Below are 18,021 nucleotides of genomic sequence, written 5' to 3'. Positions count from 1 at the left end.
CCCCGTCGTAAAGGTGGGATCCCGAGCCCGAAGGGCTCTGGCAAACGACCGGGCCACGGTATTTACCGTGTTGGCAGCCGTCGGGTTTTCCCCGCCACCGCCTATCCTGTTGCCAGCTGGGCTCTGAGCGGTTCGTTATCCACATCAAGGCGCCGTCTGGCTTGTCCGTTCTGATCGAACAGATAGCAATCTTCCACCCGGGCATGAATGCCGATGGATGATCCTGTTACAATTGCCGTATCACCCGTGACACGGGCAACAAACAGTTCGTCCCCATCGGCCTGCACATAGACGAGCCCCGCCTCGCCCAGATGTTCAACCACTTCGACCGTTCCTGACAGCATTGCCGTGTCCTGATCGGCAAGGCTGCAATGTTCCGGTCTGATGCCCACTGTTACACGATCTCCGGCGTCAAGACCACTGCCATCAACAGGCAGCGTCACCTCTTTACCGGAATCCAGTTTAACCGTAACAGTTTGTTGCGAAACCCCCATCACAACCGCCGGAACAAAGTTCATTTTAGGCGACCCGATGAAGCCCGCAACAAATTGATTTTGCGGGTGATGATAGAGTTCAAGCGGGGTCCCGACCTGTTCGACCGAACCCGCCCGCAAAACCACGATCTTGTCGGCCATTGTCATGGCTTCGACCTGATCATGCGTCACATAAATCATCGTGGACTTCAATTTTTCATGAAGTTTTGTCAATTCGATGCGCATTTGCACGCGCAAACCGGCATCAAGGTTCGACAGCGGTTCATCAAACAGGAAGACTTTCGGCTTGCGTACAATCGCCCGGCCAATCGCGACGCGCTGACGCTGCCCACCTGAAAGTTCCTTTGGCTTGCGGTCCAGCAATTCTTCAAGTTGCAGCACCCTGGCCGCAGCCATCACGCGTTCGCGCTGTTCGTCCTTGCTTCTTTTCGCAAGATCAAGGCCGAACGCCATGTTTTCATAGACCGTCATATGCGGATAAAGCGCGTAGGACTGAAAGACCATGGCCACACCACGATCCTTTGGCGCCTTGTCATTAACGACCTCGCCACCAATGGCAAGTTCGCCGTCGCTGATATCTTCCAGCCCGGCAATCAGGCGCAGCAAGGTCGATTTGCCACATCCTGAAGGGCCGACAAACACACAAAACTCGCCATCGCGGATATTCAGATCGACACCATGAATGGTTTCGATCGGACCGAAACGTTTTTTAACCTGCTTAAGAACCACTTCCGACATGCGGGTTCCTCCCTCGACTTGTCGATTTATATCGTTCCGAAATAAAAGCCCCAGCCCGGCAGCGAAAGCTGATTGCCGGTAACCGATCCGCTGTTAAGGGCGAAATTCGCATCCGAATGCCCGGGCAAGGTCACGGTCCGGGCATCGGGTGTCGTATTGAACACGCAGATGGTCCGGACCACGCCCGCCATACGGGCATAGGCAATGACATTGTCATCGATATCGAGCATCTCGATATCGCCATCGATGATTTCCGGATGGATTTTGCGCCACGCCAGAAGATCGCGATAGAAACTGCGCAATGAATTGGGATCATCCATCTGTTCGGCCACGGCAAGCCCGCTATGATCCTGCGGGACCGGCAGCCACGGCGCGTCACTTGTTGTGAAACCACCATGGGGGATGTTGGCATTCATCCACGGCATCGGGGTCCGGCATCCATCGCGCCCCTTGAATTCCGGCCACATTTCAATCCCGTAGGGGTCCTGCAACAATTCATAGGGGACGATGGCTTCTTCAAGGCCAAGTTCCTCGCCCTGATAGATGCAGGGCGTGCCACGCAATGTGGTGTAAAGGGCCGGGATCATGCGAAGGCGGGCATCATTATCGCCACCCTTGTCCCTGCCCCAACGGGTCGCAACCCGGACGAAATCATGGTTTGACACCGCCCAGCACGGCCAACCATCACCAAGGACGTCAAACACATTGCGCAACATCCCGCGGATCAGCGGCGTTTCAAGCGGGCTTTCGAGCAGATTGATCGTATAGGCCATGTGAAGCTTATCGCCCCCGGCGGTATATTCCGCCATCGTCGCCAGCGAATTGTCCGATCCGATTTCACCGACCGTCGTGGCACCGGGATATTTATCAAGAACCGCGCGCAGTTTTTTAAGGAACGCGATATTTTCCGGTCGCGTTTTGTCATAGACATGCATCTGGCGGGTATAGGGATTTTCCTTTGGCGCGCCTTCGGGCCGGTGGGTACCCGGAACCCATGGCGGGTTATCACGTAATTCCGCGTCATGGACATAGAAATTGGCGGTATCAAGCCGGAAACCATCCACCCCACGACGCAGCCAGAATGCCACATCGTCAAGCAACTGGGCCTGAACATCCGGGTTATGGAAATTCAAGTCCGGCTGACTGACCAGAAAGTTGTGCATGTAATATTGCTGCCGGGTGGTATCGAACTTCCATGCCGAACCGCCAAAGATCGACAGCCAGTTATTGGGTGGCGTGCCGTCCGGCTTGGGATCGGCCCAGACATACCAGTCGGCCTTGGGATTATCGCGTGATGACCGGCTTTCCTTGAACCAGGCATGCTGATCGGAACTGTGCGACAGGACCTGATCAATGGTGACACGCAGGCCAAGCGAATGGGCCTTTTCAACCAGATGATCAAAATCGGCCAAGGTGCCAAACATCGGATCGACATCCCGATAATCCGCCACGTCATAGCCGAAATCCTTCATCGGCGAGGTAAAGAATGGCGACAGCCAGATGCCATCAACGCCCAGATCGGCAATATAATCCAGTTTCTGGGTAATCCCGGGCAGATCACCAATGCCATCGCCATTCGAATCAAAGAAACTGCGCGGATAGATTTGATACAGGACGCCACCGCGCCACCAGTCAGGATTTCCGGCCAAAGCCATTTAAGTCACCTTAAGTCATGTGGGACGAGAAGCCGCATCAGCCTTTGACAGCCCCGGCGGTCAGGCCGGACACAATGCGACGCTGGAAAATCAGAACCAGAACAATCAACGGAACCGTCACGATCACCGATGCCGCCATGATATTGCCCCATGGCATTTCAAACTGGCTGGCCCCGGAAATCAGGGCGATGGCAACCGGCACGGTGCGCTGTTCATTGGTCAGGGTAAAGGTCAGGGCAAACAGGAATTCGTTCCATGCCATGATGAAGGCCAAAAGCCCGGTGGTCACCATGGCAGGCCACATGACCGGCAGGAACACGCGCGTAATCACGGTCCACGGGCTGGCCCCATCCATCACGGCGGCTTCTTCAAGCTCGCGCGGCAGTTCGCGCATGAAGGCGGTCAGGATCCAGACCGTGAATGGCAGGGTCAGCATCATGTATGAAATCGCCAGACCGAACATCGAATTATAAAGTCCGACGGCCCGGATCAGTTCGAACATGCCCGACAGCACCGCGACCTGCGGGAACATCGACACCGACAGGATCGTCACCATCAACAATCCGCGCCCGGCAAATTTAACCCGCGCAAGCGCATAGGACGCAGTTACCCCCATCAGAAGCGACAGGGCCACAACCATCACACTGACAAAGATCGAATTGAAGATATTGCGACCGAACGGCTGCCCTTCAAACACCGACAGATAGTTCGAGAAACTGAAACTTTCCGGCAGATAATTGACGTCAAACAGGGCCGATCCGGTTTCGAACGCGGTCAGGATCGCATAGTAGAACGGGAAAACGGCAAAGATCACGATCACCGCTACCAGAAGATAGAACCCTGCCTTCATCATCAGGGATTTGACATTGCGGTTCATCTTAATGTCCCCCTTCGTCAAGCCGGACCCGACCGATCATCATGTAGGCCATGATCGAAAAGGCGATGACCAGAAACAGCAGTGTTGACGCCGCCGAGCCATATCCGACTTCCTGAAAATCGACCAGAAGCTGCCGGGCATAGACCGACATGGTCATGGTGTTCGGATTGTTCGGCGTTAAGACATAAATCACGTCAAACACACGCAATGCATCAAGGGCACGGAAGATCACGGCGACCATCAATGCCGGTTTGATCAGCGGCAATGTCACCTTGAAAAACACCCGGATCGGATGAATACCATCGACACGGGCGGCCTCGTAACAGTCACTTGGCAGCATCTGGAGGGCCGCCAGTGTCAGAAGCGCCATGAACGGCGTGGTTTTCCAGACATCGACCATGATTACCGCGACCATTGCCGTATCGGGATTGGCTGTCCAGGCAACCGGCGATGCAATCAGCCCCAGTGACATCAGAAGATCATTGATGATGCCGAACTGGTCATGCAGCATCCAGTTCCACATCTTGGCCGATACAATCGTCGGGATCGCCCACGGGATCAGAACCGCCGCCCGAACCAGACCGCGCCCCTTGAATTCCTGATTAAGGACAAGGGCCACAATGATACCCAGCACCGTTTCAAGCGAAACCGAAATCACGGTGAAGTAAATCGTGTTCCAGACTGCCTGCCACCATTCCGGATCGGCCAGAAGGCCGAACGTCTCGCCGTCATAAACCGCATAGAAATTTTCAAAGCCGATAAAGCCATAATTGCCAAGGTCGGAAAGATTGGCATCGGTAAAACCGAAGATGAAAGTCCGCAGCAACGGCCAACCGGCCACTGCGGCAAGAATGACCAGCATCGGTGTTAAAAACAGCCATGCCGAACGCCGTCTTGCACGCGTCAGGGACGAAGCTTGCGCCATGGGAACCGCTCTTGATCTTGAAGGGGGATGATCGATCATGACCGCCATCCATCAAACCGGCCAAAGCAAAGCCGGTACGAAAACAGGATTGTAGCAACACCGGAAAACAAGAGCCTCCCGGTGTTGCAAACCCCGTTTACCAGCCGGAACGTTTCACACGTTTCAGGTTGCGTTCAAGTCCGGTAATCGCCTGATCGGCGTTCTGCGATCCCGACAAGGATGCATGCACCGCCTGCCAGAACTCGCTTGATACCTGATTGTATTTCGAACCGGTCACCGTGGAGGGACGTGGTGCCGCACTGGTGAATGTCTCGTACAGATCGCCAAAGAACGGGTTGGCCGAAAGGACTTCTTCGTCCTTGTAAAGATCGGCAATCGTCGGGTTATAGGACCCTTTGATCGCACGGCGTTTCTGTTCTTCGTAGGAGGTCAGGAACTTCACAAGATCGGCCGCCAGTTCCGGATTTTCCGAATATTTCGAAACTGACAACTGCCATCCGCCAAGGGCCGCCGCCGAACGGCCATCCGTGCTTCCCGTGGGCAGGGCAGCAACACCGACCTTGCCCTTGACCGGGCTGTCTGCCGAATTGGCCAACGCCCAAGCATAGGGCCAGTTGCGCATGAAGACCGAATTGCCTGACTGGAACACACCGCGCGCTTCTTCCTCGGCATAGCCAAGAACGCCTTCGGGGGAAATGGTGCCGACCCAGTTTGATGCGGTTTCAATCGCCTTTTTTGCCTGATCGTTATTGATCGAAATATCGCCATTCGGTTCGACCACCGAACCACCATTGAACGAAACCACCCATTCCAGCGCGTTACAGGTCAGCCCTTCATAGGCGCGGCCCTGAAACACATGGCCCCACATTTTGTCGTTACCGGCCTTGCGTTCGCCTTCCTGAATTTTCTGAGCCGTCGCAGTCAGCTGTTCCCAGGTTTCAGGAACGCTTTCGCCGTACTTTTCCAGCAGATCCTTGCGGTAATACAGCACGCCCGCATCCGTGTACCACGGCATTGCGACCAGCCGGTCTTCAAAGGTATTGTTGGTAACAATGGCCTCAAAATGCTGCTTGGCGTCGTCCGCCATGTATTCGTTAAGATCGATGAAGTGGTTGCCAAGAATCCCCGGCCAGATCACATCAATCTGGAACACGTCGATATCGGATGATCCGGCAGCAAGAATCTGCTGATACAGCGCCAGTCGTTCGGTAGTCGAATTCGGGGTGGAAATTACCGCAACTTCGTTGCCGGTTTGCTTTGCCCATGCATCGACACCTTCCTGGCAAAGCGCAAGTTCCTGGCCGACGGCACCACAGGAAATAGAAATTTTTGCGGCATTGGCCGGTCCGGCCATCACGAAAGCTGCGCCAAGAACGCCCGCCGTTGCGAGCAGTTTTTTCATCAAGGTCATTGAGACCTCCCTAGGATGTTATCGGTTTTCCCATACAGCTTTTGGCAGCTGCTTTTGTTCGTTTTGATTGGTCTTTTTGTCCGGGTCGGGCGCCCGTACCGGAACCCCAGATGCAATCACCGGCTGCAATCTGTTTTGGTGATTGCTTCCCGGTGCAGAGCCGCCCGATTGAAAAAGGATACGCCTGATCGCACCTTTTCAAAGTGTCATATCCTTCAAAGGATGATACTATTCTGCAAATTCGCGGCGATCAGGACACGAATAGTAGGACGATATGCGGATCATTCAGGAACGGATCACGAATCCACAGGGATATAGCTGGGGCTATTTTCACTATGTCTGGGATGATTTTCGCTGCAACTGGCACCAGCACCCCGAATATGAAATGACCCTGACGCTCAACGCCAAAGGATCGCGGTTGATTGGCGATCATCGGCAGACGTTTGACGGGCTGGATTTCGCCATGGTCGGCCCCAACCTGCCCCATCTTTGGGAATGCAAACGCATTGATCCCTCCCGCCCGATCGAGGTTTATGTGCTTTGGCTGTCGCAGGAATGGGTGGAAAACCTTACGCGGGATTTTGTTGAATTTGCCGATTTCCACGAATTGTTTGCCCGTGCGCGCCGCGGTCTTTCCTTTCGCGATGAAACCGTGGAACAGGTTCGGGAAATCTGCCCGTACCTCGATGATGCCAAACCGCGGCGGCGCTTTATCCTGATGATCGAACTGCTTGAAGCCCTTCTTGCCGGGATCGACAAACCGCTGGCATCGGCCAATTTTGGCGGCGAAGCCGGGAAGAATAGCGAATCTATCCGGGTGGATCGCGCACTGGCCTTCATTCATGCCCATTACGCCGAACCGCTCCGGGTTTCATCGCTTGCCGATGTGGCAGGGGTCAGTGAAAGCAGTTTTTACCGGCTGTTCAAACGCTATACCGGGCGCAGTGTTGTCGAATATCTGAACGAATACCGGATTTCGCGGGCCTGCGTGCAGCTATCGCGCACCGATCTTCCGATCTATCAGATCGCCGAAAATAACGGCTTTAGCAATCTGTCTAACTTCAACCGGCGTTTTCGCCAGTATCGCGGAAAATCAGCCAGCGACTATCGCGAAAACATTCGCATTCATGGCCAGTTCCCCGATCACCCACCGATGCCCGATGCTCGCATCGGCGCTGTTCCGGCCCGCCCGCTGCCAAGCGAGGTCGACGGTGTCCCGGACCGCCGCACAGCCATTCCGGCATCCGCCGCAGAATAGATCCTGCGAAGCAATACGGAACATCTGGAATGCGACGATGTTCCGTTTTCCGTTCTCCTATGGTCCACCCCCTTGAAGACTCGCGTAAAGCCGTTGTTTTCTGCGGGTTTCATTCAACCTGACACACAGTGTTCACCATCGATGTTCTCATTTTCAGCAGCAAAAAGAGAACATCGAGAACAAATAAATTTCATTTAAAAACATCAACTTAACAATTTAATCGGCCCTTGTTCTAATTTTGTTCTTGTGAGAACAAAACGGGATCAGTATGGTTTCTTCAGACAGATTGAGGAGGACATCGCCATGATGAAGTTGCTTGAAAATCCGAACCGCCTAAACGAGCTTTGCAGCACGGTCGCCGTGGTCGGAAGCACCGGATTTTTCCTGTTCGTGATTGGACTGGGAATGGCGCAAACCCTTCGCGGTCTGATCTGATCAAAGCTCATACCTTTTACGAGACCCGGATGGACTTCCCATCCAGGGTGACGACCGGCAGGCAACCCCGCACCCATACCCTGTCCCGTCTGTCGGTCGTCCCTCTTCCATCGGTCCGGGTCACGTAAATTGTAACCTGCATATTACTTTCGTTATTCCGCGCTACTTGACGCTGCTGTTTCCCCGACAGCAGCGTTTTTCTTTGATTGGTTCTTTCGGACCTCGAGTCCCGCAGATACTATACCATTGCATAGATCAGGACGGATTTACCCCATCTTTCAGGGAAAAACTATTATTGCAACGCAACAACTTACGCTGCATTGCAAAATTTCACTCGACAGCACCCCGAATGTTGGTTTGAATCAAGGTGAAAAACGAAAGTTTGGAAATTCATCATACTTTTAGGCTATTGATTGAAACCTGAAGTATCGTAGGATTCTGATGAATTGCAGGATTTCTGTTTATCGTGATTTTGCGGTGTCTTAGCCCGCAATCAGCTGAACCCCGGATGGTCACCCGCAAAAAATGGCCGGACGCGGGTTCGGAACTTACGAAAATCAGAAGGCCTGCCCACCGGAAATCCTTTCGGAAAAATGCAGCCGGGGACCAACACGGTCGATGCACCCCACCACCGAACCTTTGCATCGCCGGGGAGTGAGAGATTAATGCTGTACCATCTCTATGAACTGCAGCACGCCACCATCAGTCCATTGCGGATGGCGGCAGATGCCAGCAAGAAGTGGCTGCGCAATCCGGTCAACCCGCTTGCCTATACCCATCAGGGCCGCGCGGCGGCGGCCGCGTTTGATGTGTTCACCCATATCACGCATCGTTATGGCAAGCCTGAATTTGGCCTTGATACCACGATCATCAATGGTGAAACCGTTGCCGTGACAGAGGAAATCGTTCACAGCGAACCGTTCTGCAATCTTTTGCATTTCAAACGCGAAACCGATCACCTTAAAAATCAGCCCGACGATCCGCGGCTTCTGATCGTGGCCCCGCTGTCAGGTCACTTCTCGACGCTTCTGCGCGGCACGGTCGAGGCATTACTGCCCGATCACGATGTTTACATCACCGACTGGATCGATGCGCGCACGGTGCCGGTGCATCTGGGTCATTTCGACCTTGATAGCTATATCGACTATGTCATGCAGTTCCTGCGCAAGCTGGGCCCTAATACGCATCTGATGGCAGTGTGCCAGCCATCCGTTCCGGTGGTTGCCGCCGTATCGCTAATGGCAGCAGGTAACGAGCCGTGCCAGCCGGCATCGATGACCCTGATGGGCGGCCCGGTCGATACGCGTGAAAACCCGACCGAGGTCAACAATTTCGCCAAACAGCACAGTCTGGACTGGTTTGAACGCCATGTCATTTCGCATGTACCGCTGCCCCATGCCGGTGTGATGCGCCGCGTTTATCCTGGCTTCATGCAGTTGGCCGGGTTCATGAGCATGAATTGGGACAAGCACGTTTCCGCCCACCACGAGATGTTCACCCATCTTGTCGAAGGCGACGGCGAAAGTGCCGATGCCAAGCGCAATTTCTATCATGAATATCTGGCAGTGATGGATATGAGTGCCGAGTTCTATCTTCAGACGTTGAAAGCCGTGTTCCACGAACATCAGCTGCCCGAAGGGACGATGCGCTGGCAGGGAGTTCCGGTTGAACCGTCCGCCATCACCAAGACCGCCCTTCTGACGGTCGAAGGTGAACGCGACGATATCACCGGCATGGGACAAACTCGTGCCGCGCACAAGCTTTGCAGCAATCTGCCCGATAATATGCGCATGCATCACATCCAGAAGGGCGTTGGTCATTACGGCGTGTTTAACGGTCGTCGCTGGCGCGAACAGATCAGCCCGCGGATCAAGGATTTCATCCGCCGCCACGACCAGCAGGGCAAAGGCCGCCAAAGCGCGCCCGACATGACCCGGATCGAAGCCGCCGAATAGGCAGCGCCCCGATCCTCGGATGAATAGAACACTCAAAAGCCGCCCTTATCCGGGGCGGCTTTTGGCTTTGATGCCTGAGACGGGGGATATGGGGATGTGTTCACGCCCCGATCATCAGTCAGCTTGACGTCAAAAGCGCGGCTGAATCCGGCCATTGACGATTTCGCCACCATAGGTCCCGTCGCCATAGGCATATTGTTCAACCGGATGCAGTGTATCGACCAGATGCTGATAGACCGCAGACGCCGATGCTTCCCATGCACTGATCGATCCGATCACGACAGGATACGCCCCACCATCCAGCAATCCGATTGCCGTATCGATATCGTCATTGGTCACCGCGTTATTCCCATCACGCAGTGGCAGATGCACACCGATGACCTCATTGTTCTTGATTGCCATGATCCCGATGCACGATGAAAAGCCGGTAAACATGATCTGAGCCGCTTTGCCCCATTCCCGTTCGGCGATGGCTTCGGTATCGGCGGCCTGGCTAAAAACATATGGCATTGGATTGTCCCTGATTTGCGAAAGATAAAGGATAACTGACGCATCTGAGACGGGTGTAATCCGTTACTGTGACAATCCATAAACCAACACGGTTTTGCCTACGTAAAACAGACAGGATAGAAAACCAGATCGGGGATCAGATCATGTCGATACCACCCGCCCCCAAACTGCAAAGTTTTGATGCTGCCAGCATCGCAATTGTAATCGGGGCAACCGGCGGCATCGGCCGGGCCTTTGTGAAACATCTTCGCGATTGTGGCCGGTTCGATGGTGTGATCGAACTATCGCGCAGCACCCAGCCAGCCATTGATTTTGCCGATCCCGGCAGCATCGAAAATGCCGCCGCCTTTGTTCGTGATAAGGCATCTGCCAAGAAGCAATCCGTTCGCCTGATCATCGATGCCACCGGTTATCTGCATGACGAGGTATTTCAGCCGGAAAAATCATTGCGCCAGATTGATGCCGATTACATGGCGAAATCGTTTCTGATCAACGCCATTGGCCCGGCTTTGCTGATGAAGCATTTCACGCCGTTATTGCCGCGCGACGGCAAATCGGTATTTGCCACCCTGTCGGCAAAGGTCGGTAGCATCGGCGATAACCGAATGGGCGGCTGGTACGGTTATCGTGCCGCAAAGGCCGCATTGAACCAGTTGGTCAAATGCACCGCCATCGAACTTGCACGCAGCAAACGCAATGCCATCTGCATCGCCTTGCATCCTGGCACGGTTGATACCGGCCTTTCGGGCCCGTTTGCCAAATCGGGGCTCAATGTACAAAGCCCCGATTTGGCAACGGCCAATATGTTGATGGTGATTGACGGGCTGCAACCATCACAAAGCGGCGGTTTCTTTGCCTATGATGGTAGCGAATTACCTTGGTAAAGCTGCAAAAACATCAATCAAACAGCCCCTTCAACAAGGCGTGCTGTAACAGAATGACGGTTTTGGCATCCCTGATGCGACCATCCGCGATCATGGCCAGTGCGTCCTTGAAGGGCACTTCAAGCACGTGGATGTCCTCGCCCTCTTCATGCAAGCCGCCGCCCTCGCCCGCGCGATGATCGCTTGTGACTTCGGCCACGAACAGGTGCAGGCGTTCAGTGACCGATCCGGGGCTCATGAACAGATCAAACACCTTTTGCGGTTTGCCGATCCTGTAACCGGTTTCTTCTTCGACCTCGGCAATCACGGCAGATGCCGGATCGCGGTCGTCAAGCAAACCCGCCGGAACTTCGATCAGCATGCCGTTTTCATGGCCGTTCACGAAGGATGGTAGACGAAATTGCCGTGTCAGGACCACGGCGCCAGCCCCGCGGTTACAAAGCAGGATGCCCGCCCCGTTGCCCCGGTCATAGGCTTCGCGTTGCTGATGCTGCCATTCGCCGTTGCTGCGGCGCAGATCAAAGCTGACGCGGTACAGGTGATACCAGTTGTCCGACAGGCATTCGATGTTCTGAACGCGGATATCGTCGTTTTCCGGCAAGTTCCAACCTTTGGGAAGCTCTGTCATGTCAAAATATCCGTTAGCGGTTCAGAAATGCCGACAGGGTCAGCAATACCGCATCGGGTTTTTCGGCATGAACCCAATGGCCTGCGCCCTTGATGCTGGTAAAGGCCGCCTTGGGAAATAGCGACTTGATGTGATCGCGATCCTTGGGATCGACATAATGCGAATTGGCCCCGGATATGAACAGCACATCGCGATCAAAACTGCCATTTGCCGTTTCGGGCCAGCCGGTGATGTCGGAAAGGTGGTTGGCCATGGCATCGATATTGACCTGCCATGACATTTTGCCGGTTTCCTTGTCGGTCGCGACATTCTGCGCCAGGAACTGACGCACGCCCTTTTCCGAAACGCCGCTGGCAAGTGCGTCTTCGACTTCGGCGCGCCGCGACACCGCATCGAAATCCACCGACTTCATGACACTGATATAGCCGGTATAGTCATGATCATAGGTTACAGGCGCAATATCAACCACAACCAGATCGGCCACCAGATCGGCATCCTGTGACAGGGTCAGCACCATTGATGCCTTCCCGCCCATCGAATGCCCGATCAGATGTACCGGACCATTCGCAACATCCCGGATCAGTTCGGCGATGTCCGATGCCATTGCCGGGTAGGTCATATTGGCGTCCCAGCCAGATCGGCCATGATTGCGCAGATCGGCGGTAATCACATGATATTTTTCCGCCAGACGCCGGGCGATGGCGGTCCAGTTACGCGCCTGCCCGAACAGCCCATGCAGGATCACAAGCGTACCATTGTCACGGTTTTCTTCGCCAAAGGCATAATGGGCAAGTTTCATCCGGCAGGCTCCGCAATCGGGTTATCTGGTTATTCCCTTTAATAGCGGGACCGGACGATTGCGTGAAGCCCTGCGATGGGGATGGAATCAAAACACCCCCGCATGGGAGGAATGCGGGGGTGTTTTTGGGTCATTCGACCCGGTATTCATCGCCAAGCGTTAAGCTTAGGCACCAGCCGGACGGCCACCCGGAAGGCGGTTACCGCCAAACAGGGAAGCAATTTTGCGGGCCAAAGTAACAACGGCTTTGCGGATCGCCTGAGCACGGAGTTTTTCGGCTTCGCGCTGCAGCGTGGTCAGATCGTAATCACCATAACGACGCATGGCTTTATCCTTTCCATAACAGGCGGAGCTATGTGCGCTCCGGTTTCGCGTTGATTTGTTCTGAAGCCGGTGTACGCCTGTTTATTCGATCCTACGAGACGAGTTTTTTCACCTCACCCATGCATTTGACGCATAGACAGACATAAGTTCGTCACAATCATTTCATGCGAAAGACGCATGATTGTCTCATGACAAATAAACCATTCAACTTGAACGAAATTTTCCCCGACCTGTTTTACACAGTTCAAACACAATCCGAACAGGCCGGATCAATTAGACCTCTATCCTTTGCATATAAAGGGATTGAGGCAGATCAAACAGGGTGATTTTAATGCTTAAAGCGGGGTCTCAAATGGCAATTTGCCGACAAATCGGTTTTAAATTGCAGACTCGATTCCTGGAATCGCGCACCGTTCAATTTTGCATGGCTGATTAAGAAATCGGAGAACGGCAATTGCATCACATACAATTGCCGTTCTCCGATCTTCGAATTATCGCGCTAAAGTCGGCGAATATTCTCGGGTTCAACCCAGTGCATAATTCAGATATTTGGGTTCAAGATATTCTTCCAGCCCCCAATGACCGCCTTCGCGGCCCTGTCCGCTTTCCTTTACACCGCCAAATGGCGCGCCTTCGTGGGACGTGGTGCCATCATTGATGCCAACCACCCCGGTTTCAAGCCCATCGGCAATCCGTTGGATATGGCCGATATCGCGACTGAAAAGATAGGATGACAGACCGGCCCGTACCCGGTTGGAAAGTTCGATCACCTCGGCCTCGGTCCTGAAACGATAGATCGGCGCCACCGGGGCAAACAGTTCCTCGTTAAAGCAATCGGCATCAAAGGACACATCCGTCATGACAAGCGGCCGGATGAAATGGCCTTCTTCGGGGCGGTCAGCACCGTAATGCAGGGTCGCGCCACGTTTTTTCGCATCATCGATCAATCGTTCAACTTTTGCCACCGCCTGACGATTGATCAGCGGACCAATATCCGTACCGGGAATGAAGCCGTTGCCGATAGTCTGCGCATGACTTGCGGCGATGAATTTTTCGACAAAGCTTTCATAGACCCCGTCCTGCACGAAAATGCGGTTGGCACAAACGCAGGTCTGGCCGCTGTTGCGGAATTTGGAAATCATGGCCCCGGCCACGGCGGCATCGATGTCGGCATCATCCATCACGATGAAAGGCGCATTGCCGCCCAGTTCAAGCGACAGCTTCTTGACCGTCGGCGCACATTGCACCATCAGCCGTTTGCCGACCTCGGTAGAGCCGGTGAAGGACAGCATCCGTACGCGCGGATCCCCCGTCAGAGCCTCGCCAATCGGCATGGGTTGGCCGGTCACGACGTTAAACACCCCCGCCGGGAAACCCGCCATTTCGGCAAGTTTTGCGGCGGCCAGTGCCGAAATCGGGGTATCTTCGGCTGGTTTGACAACAATTGTGCACCCCGCCGCCAGTGCCGGGGCACATTTGCGCACGACCATGGTCAGCGGAAAGTTCCATGGCGTGATCGCCGCCACGACACCCACGGGATGCTTTTGCACCACCACGCGCCGGTCACGCTGGGTCGCGGGCATGGTTTGCCCATAGGCGCGCTTGGCTTCCTCAGCATACCATTCGGCATAGGCAATGGCGCCGACAACTTCGCGCAAGGCCTGATCATAGGGTTTACCCTGTTCAAGCGTGATCAGGGCGGCCAGATCATCCTGATACTGTTCCAGAAGGTCGCGCCAACGTTTAAGGTAACCGGATCGTTCCTTTGCCAGCATGCGCGACCATGCCGGGAACGCTGCATCCGCGGCATCAATCGCGCGCCTTGCCTCGGAGGTGCGCATGAAGGGCACATCGCCGATAACCTTGCCGGTTGCCGGATCATACACATCAATGGCTTCGCGCGAATCAGCACGCGCCCATTCGCCATTGATGAATGCCTTATCAAGGTTCCAGTCGGCGATCAGCCTGCGGGCGCGCGATCTGCCCTCACTAATGGCGGTTTGGCTGGCATCGGGGGCGGCGTTGGACACAGCGGACATTTGGGGGCGTTTCCTTGTGCACGTCATTTACAATAATTTATTCGGTGATCACGCGGTTGTGATTCCGAATTTCGGGGCGCAATTGGGAGACTAAGCGCAGCGGCAAGTCATAGGCAACAATGCTTATGACCTTAATATAAGAATTAAAACAGCCGGGGCCGCACGCCAATGCCCCGTATCCGTCAGAGAGTTTCGAAGAAACAACCAACGAGAGAGCCATGAAGCATTTTGTGACCGCAGGTTTGATGACCGCATCCCTCGCCCTTGGTCTGGGGGCATTTGGAACCGCACAGGCCGACGAGGCAATGGATAACGAAGCCGTTCAAACACGTCAGATGCTGATGGATGGCATCGGTGGTGCGATGGGAACACTTGGCTGCTACATGAAGGGGCAGTGCGAACTGCCTGATGGCGTAATCCGCAACCTTGCCAATGGCATTGCGTTTTCCGCCTCTGCCGCCCCGGCCGCGTTCGAACAAAACACTGCGGAAGCATCGGTAAAAACCACCGCAAAGCCGGACGTCTGGACCAATTGGGATGAATTCGCGGGCCGTTTCCCGGAAATGAAAACCGCGGCCCTGAACCTTGCGGCCGCAGCCGGGGATAAAGGGGCTATGGGTGCCGCTCTTGGCGAACTTGGCAAATCCTGCAAGGGCTGCCACGACGAATACCGTTCGAAGTAACAGATCGAAGATGCCGGGCACGAGCAAGCTCGGACATCCCCGAAAGGCCCTGTCATCTCGCCGTGCTGCCCTCCCCCGGCTGCACGGCAGGACAAGCCTTTCGGGGAGTTCTTTATCCGCGCGCCAGCGTGACCATCCCCCACACTGCAAGCCCGCAAACCAGAAGTATCGCGATACCCAGAACTGGGGAAGCAAACCGGATTTGCATGAAACCGGCCGCGATGCTTTCGGGGACTTTGCGTACGCCGGTGATCATGGCCCCGATCAGGTTTTCGCGTTTGATCATCAGATAGAAAATCGCGGCCAGAACATGCAGCGCCACTGCGCCATAAATCAGATTGATGTTGGTGTGGTGAATGAAATTCATCGTGCTGGCGACATCGGAACTGACATAGGCAACCAGCGGACCATCAAAGAACAGAAAGGTATCCTCGCTGGCAAAAAGGCCGCTTATCGCCTGTATCGCCACGAGCAGGATCAGCACAATAACCATCCAGCCGCCCGCCGGATTGTGCCCTGGATAAGTCAGGTCGCGGACCGAGCCGTTTGGCAATTTGCGCATATAGCCGATCACCTTGCCTGGACCGGCAAGGAAACTGGAAAACCGTACGTTGGAACTGCCGACAAATCCCCAGATAATACGAAACAGCACCAGTGCTAATACGCTGTATCCGGCAAGGGCATGGATATCAATCATGACTTCCTGATTGGACCACCAGGATGTCGCAATCGCGATCACCAATGCCCAATGGAACAGACGGACGGGAAAATCCCAAAGCCGAACGGTTTTTTGCGGTTCTGTATCATCGCTCATACGCAGGTCCCCTCTTTCTGCTTGTTGGCGGTCGCATCATGCATTTGTTTGATGATGCCCCGATCTTGGCAAAAGTGCAGGTCAAATTCCGTTTATCACAGCAAAAAATGTGGAAAATCTGCTTGTTGAGATATTTCGAGTTTGCAAATCATTATCACAAGCAGTAACAATTACCCCGAAGTATCACGGGCTATGCCCTTGGCTCACCTTCAGGGACAGATGGGAACTCCTATGAAATTCGTTAAAATTCTCGGGATGGCTGCACTGGCAACCACCCTTGGTGCACAGGCCTATGCCGCGCCGGACGCAAAAGACGTCCTGACCACCTATGCCGATATTGCACATGCCGGTTACGAAGATTCGCTCATCACCGCAAAACAGCTCCAGACCGCTGTTGATGCGCTGGTGTCCAATCCGTCGCAGGCGACTTTTGATGCTGCGAAATCCGCATGGTTGGCCTCACGCGTGCCGTATCAGCAGACCGAAGTTTACCGTTTCGGCAATGCGATCGTTGATGACTGGGAAGGCAAGGTTAACGCATGGCCGCTTGACGAAGGTCTGATCGACTATGTCGAAACCGACCTTTACGGCGAAGAAAACGAAGAAAACCCGGCTTATACCGCCAATGTCGTTGCCAATCCGAGCCTGAGCATTTCCGGTGAAACCATCGATGCATCAACAATCGATGCCACACTGATCGAAAGCCTGCATGAGATTGACGACGTTGAAAGCAACGTTGCAACCGGCTACCACGCCATTGAATTCCTTCTGTGGGGTCAGGATCTGAACGGAACCGAAGCCGGTGCCGGTGCACGCGCATGGACCGACTATGCCAAGGGCGATGCCTGCACCAATGGCAATTGCGACCGTCGCGGTGCGTATCTTCAGGCCGCAACCGACCTTATGGTTTCGGACCTTGAATGGATGACCGCACAGTGGGCGGATGGTGGCGAAGCACGTGCGACCGTTCTTGAAGGTGACGGCGTTCCGGGCCTGACCGCAATCGTGACCGGCATGGGCTCGCTGTCTTATGGCGAACTCGCGGGTGAGCGCACCAAGCTTGGCCTGCTGCTGCATGATCCGGAAGAAGAGCATGACTGCTTCTCGGACAACACCCACAACTCGCACTACTATGATGCGCTGGGCATCCAGAACGTTTATCTTGGCCGTTATACCCGTGTTGACGGTTCGGTCGTCGAAGGCGCATCGCTTTCGGATATGGTTGCCGCCAAGGATGAAGGCCTTGATACCGAACTGCGTGCCAAACTGGCGGCATCGGTTCTGGCCGGTAAGGCCATGGTCAGCCGCGCACAGGCAGGCGAGCATTTCGACCAGCTGATCGCAATGGACAATGAAGACGGCAATGCCGTTGTTCAGACCTTTGTCGATGCGCTTGTTGATCAGACCAAATCGATCGAACAGATCGTTGCCGCGATTGGCGTTGACGGGATCGAGTTCGAAGGTTCGGACAGCCTTGACAATCCGTCCTCGATCAATTGATCAGATACGATCCGCATTCGGGGTCATGCCCCAAATGAGTCCGACGGCGGGGGAATTTTTCTCCCGCCGTTTCGCTTTTACGATTAGAAGAA

17 protein-coding genes are annotated in these 18,021 nt (G+C 54.6%); 6 read left to right on the top strand and 11 right to left on the bottom strand.

Annotated elements, in window-relative coordinates:
* Positions 1-101: 101 nt before the first annotated feature.
* The 5 genes from IT971_RS05495 to IT971_RS05475 all read right to left on the bottom strand — a co-directional run bounded on the left by IT971_RS05495 (position 102) and on the right by IT971_RS05475 (position 6,100).
* Entirely contained in the window at positions 102-1,232 is a 1,131-nt protein-coding gene (locus tag IT971_RS05495; RefSeq protein WP_063093472.1) for an ABC transporter ATP-binding protein, read from the bottom strand.
* Positions 1,233-1,258: 26 nt separating this feature from the next.
* A complete protein-coding gene (locus IT971_RS05490; protein WP_063093473.1) occupies positions 1,259-2,887 on the bottom strand; it encodes an alpha-glucosidase in 1,629 nt (542 codons plus the stop codon).
* Between the two features lie 37 nt (positions 2,888-2,924).
* Positions 2,925-3,764 (bottom strand): carbohydrate ABC transporter permease, encoded by an 840-nt coding sequence (locus IT971_RS05485; protein ID WP_063093474.1) that lies wholly within the window; start codon positions 3,762-3,764, stop codon positions 2,925-2,927.
* A 1-nt stretch (position 3,765) separates the two neighbouring features.
* Complete coding sequence (locus IT971_RS05480; RefSeq protein WP_007090837.1) at positions 3,766-4,689, bottom strand: carbohydrate ABC transporter permease; 924 nt, start codon at positions 4,687-4,689, stop codon at positions 3,766-3,768.
* Between the two features lie 136 nt (positions 4,690-4,825).
* On the bottom strand, positions 4,826-6,100 hold the full coding sequence (locus IT971_RS05475; RefSeq protein ID WP_196871133.1) for an ABC transporter substrate-binding protein: 1,275 nt from the start codon (positions 6,098-6,100) through the stop codon (positions 4,826-4,828).
* 274 nt (positions 6,101-6,374) lie between these two features.
* On the opposite strand from IT971_RS05475, the gene IT971_RS05470 reads away from it, so the two are divergent.
* From IT971_RS05470 to IT971_RS05465, 3 genes are all read left to right on the top strand, one after another.
* Positions 6,375-7,358 (top strand): AraC family transcriptional regulator, encoded by a 984-nt coding sequence (locus IT971_RS05470; protein ID WP_063093475.1) that lies wholly within the window; start codon positions 6,375-6,377, stop codon positions 7,356-7,358.
* A 303-nt stretch (positions 7,359-7,661) separates the two neighbouring features.
* On the top strand, positions 7,662-7,793 hold the full coding sequence (locus IT971_RS22520) for a hypothetical protein (protein WP_255356831.1): 132 nt from the start codon (positions 7,662-7,664) through the stop codon (positions 7,791-7,793).
* Positions 7,794-8,458: 665 nt separating this feature from the next.
* Positions 8,459-9,748 (top strand): polyhydroxyalkanoate depolymerase, encoded by a 1,290-nt coding sequence (locus tag IT971_RS05465; protein ID WP_037992408.1) that lies wholly within the window; start codon positions 8,459-8,461, stop codon positions 9,746-9,748.
* A gap of 129 nt (positions 9,749-9,877) precedes the next feature.
* On the opposite strand, the gene IT971_RS05460 is transcribed toward IT971_RS05465, so the two are convergent.
* On the bottom strand, positions 9,878-10,258 hold the full coding sequence (locus tag IT971_RS05460) for a hypothetical protein (protein WP_037992407.1): 381 nt from the start codon (positions 10,256-10,258) through the stop codon (positions 9,878-9,880).
* Positions 10,259-10,401: 143 nt separating this feature from the next.
* On the opposite strand from IT971_RS05460, the gene IT971_RS05455 reads away from it, so the two are divergent.
* The gene (locus IT971_RS05455) at positions 10,402-11,142 is read left to right on the top strand and encodes an SDR family NAD(P)-dependent oxidoreductase (RefSeq protein ID WP_063093476.1); all 741 of its coding nucleotides are present in this window, start codon (positions 10,402-10,404) and stop codon (positions 11,140-11,142) included.
* A 13-nt stretch (positions 11,143-11,155) separates the two neighbouring features.
* Here IT971_RS05455 and IT971_RS05450 read toward each other — a convergent pair whose 3' ends face one another.
* The 4 genes from IT971_RS05450 to IT971_RS05435 form a co-directional block, all read right to left on the bottom strand.
* Positions 11,156-11,770, bottom strand: coding sequence for an NUDIX domain-containing protein (locus IT971_RS05450; protein ID WP_063093477.1), 615 nt, complete (start codon positions 11,768-11,770; stop codon positions 11,156-11,158).
* A gap of 13 nt (positions 11,771-11,783) precedes the next feature.
* Positions 11,784-12,569: an alpha/beta fold hydrolase gene (locus tag IT971_RS05445; protein ID WP_063093478.1), complete on the bottom strand. Its 786-nt coding sequence runs from the start codon at positions 12,567-12,569 to the stop codon at positions 11,784-11,786.
* A 165-nt stretch (positions 12,570-12,734) separates the two neighbouring features.
* Complete coding sequence (locus tag IT971_RS05440; protein ID WP_156484639.1) at positions 12,735-12,893, bottom strand: RSP_7527 family protein; 159 nt, start codon at positions 12,891-12,893, stop codon at positions 12,735-12,737.
* A 524-nt stretch (positions 12,894-13,417) separates the two neighbouring features.
* Positions 13,418-14,932: an NAD-dependent succinate-semialdehyde dehydrogenase gene (locus IT971_RS05435; protein ID WP_223305030.1), complete on the bottom strand. Its 1,515-nt coding sequence runs from the start codon at positions 14,930-14,932 to the stop codon at positions 13,418-13,420.
* A 218-nt stretch (positions 14,933-15,150) separates the two neighbouring features.
* Here IT971_RS05435 and IT971_RS05430 point away from each other — a divergent pair, with 218 nt between their 5' ends.
* Positions 15,151-15,615: a cytochrome c gene (locus IT971_RS05430; RefSeq protein ID WP_037992404.1), complete on the top strand. Its 465-nt coding sequence runs from the start codon at positions 15,151-15,153 to the stop codon at positions 15,613-15,615.
* Between the two features lie 112 nt (positions 15,616-15,727).
* Here the strand turns inward: IT971_RS05430 and IT971_RS05425 are convergent, their stop codons facing one another.
* Positions 15,728-16,429: a cytochrome b/b6 domain-containing protein gene (locus IT971_RS05425; protein ID WP_063093479.1), complete on the bottom strand. Its 702-nt coding sequence runs from the start codon at positions 16,427-16,429 to the stop codon at positions 15,728-15,730.
* 231 nt (positions 16,430-16,660) lie between these two features.
* Here IT971_RS05425 and IT971_RS05420 point away from each other — a divergent pair, with 231 nt between their 5' ends.
* Positions 16,661-17,929 (top strand): imelysin family protein, encoded by a 1,269-nt coding sequence (locus IT971_RS05420; RefSeq protein WP_063093480.1) that lies wholly within the window; start codon positions 16,661-16,663, stop codon positions 17,927-17,929.
* Positions 17,930-18,021 lie beyond the last annotated feature (92 nt).

The sequence above is a fragment of the Thalassospira sp. B30-1 genome (genome assembly GCF_015767575.1).
In the GTDB taxonomy this organism is placed as follows: domain Bacteria; phylum Pseudomonadota; class Alphaproteobacteria; order Rhodospirillales; family Thalassospiraceae; genus Thalassospira; species Thalassospira xiamenensis.
Note: the sequence above shows the minus strand (reverse complement) of the source record. Positions and strands in the feature narration are given on the sequence as shown.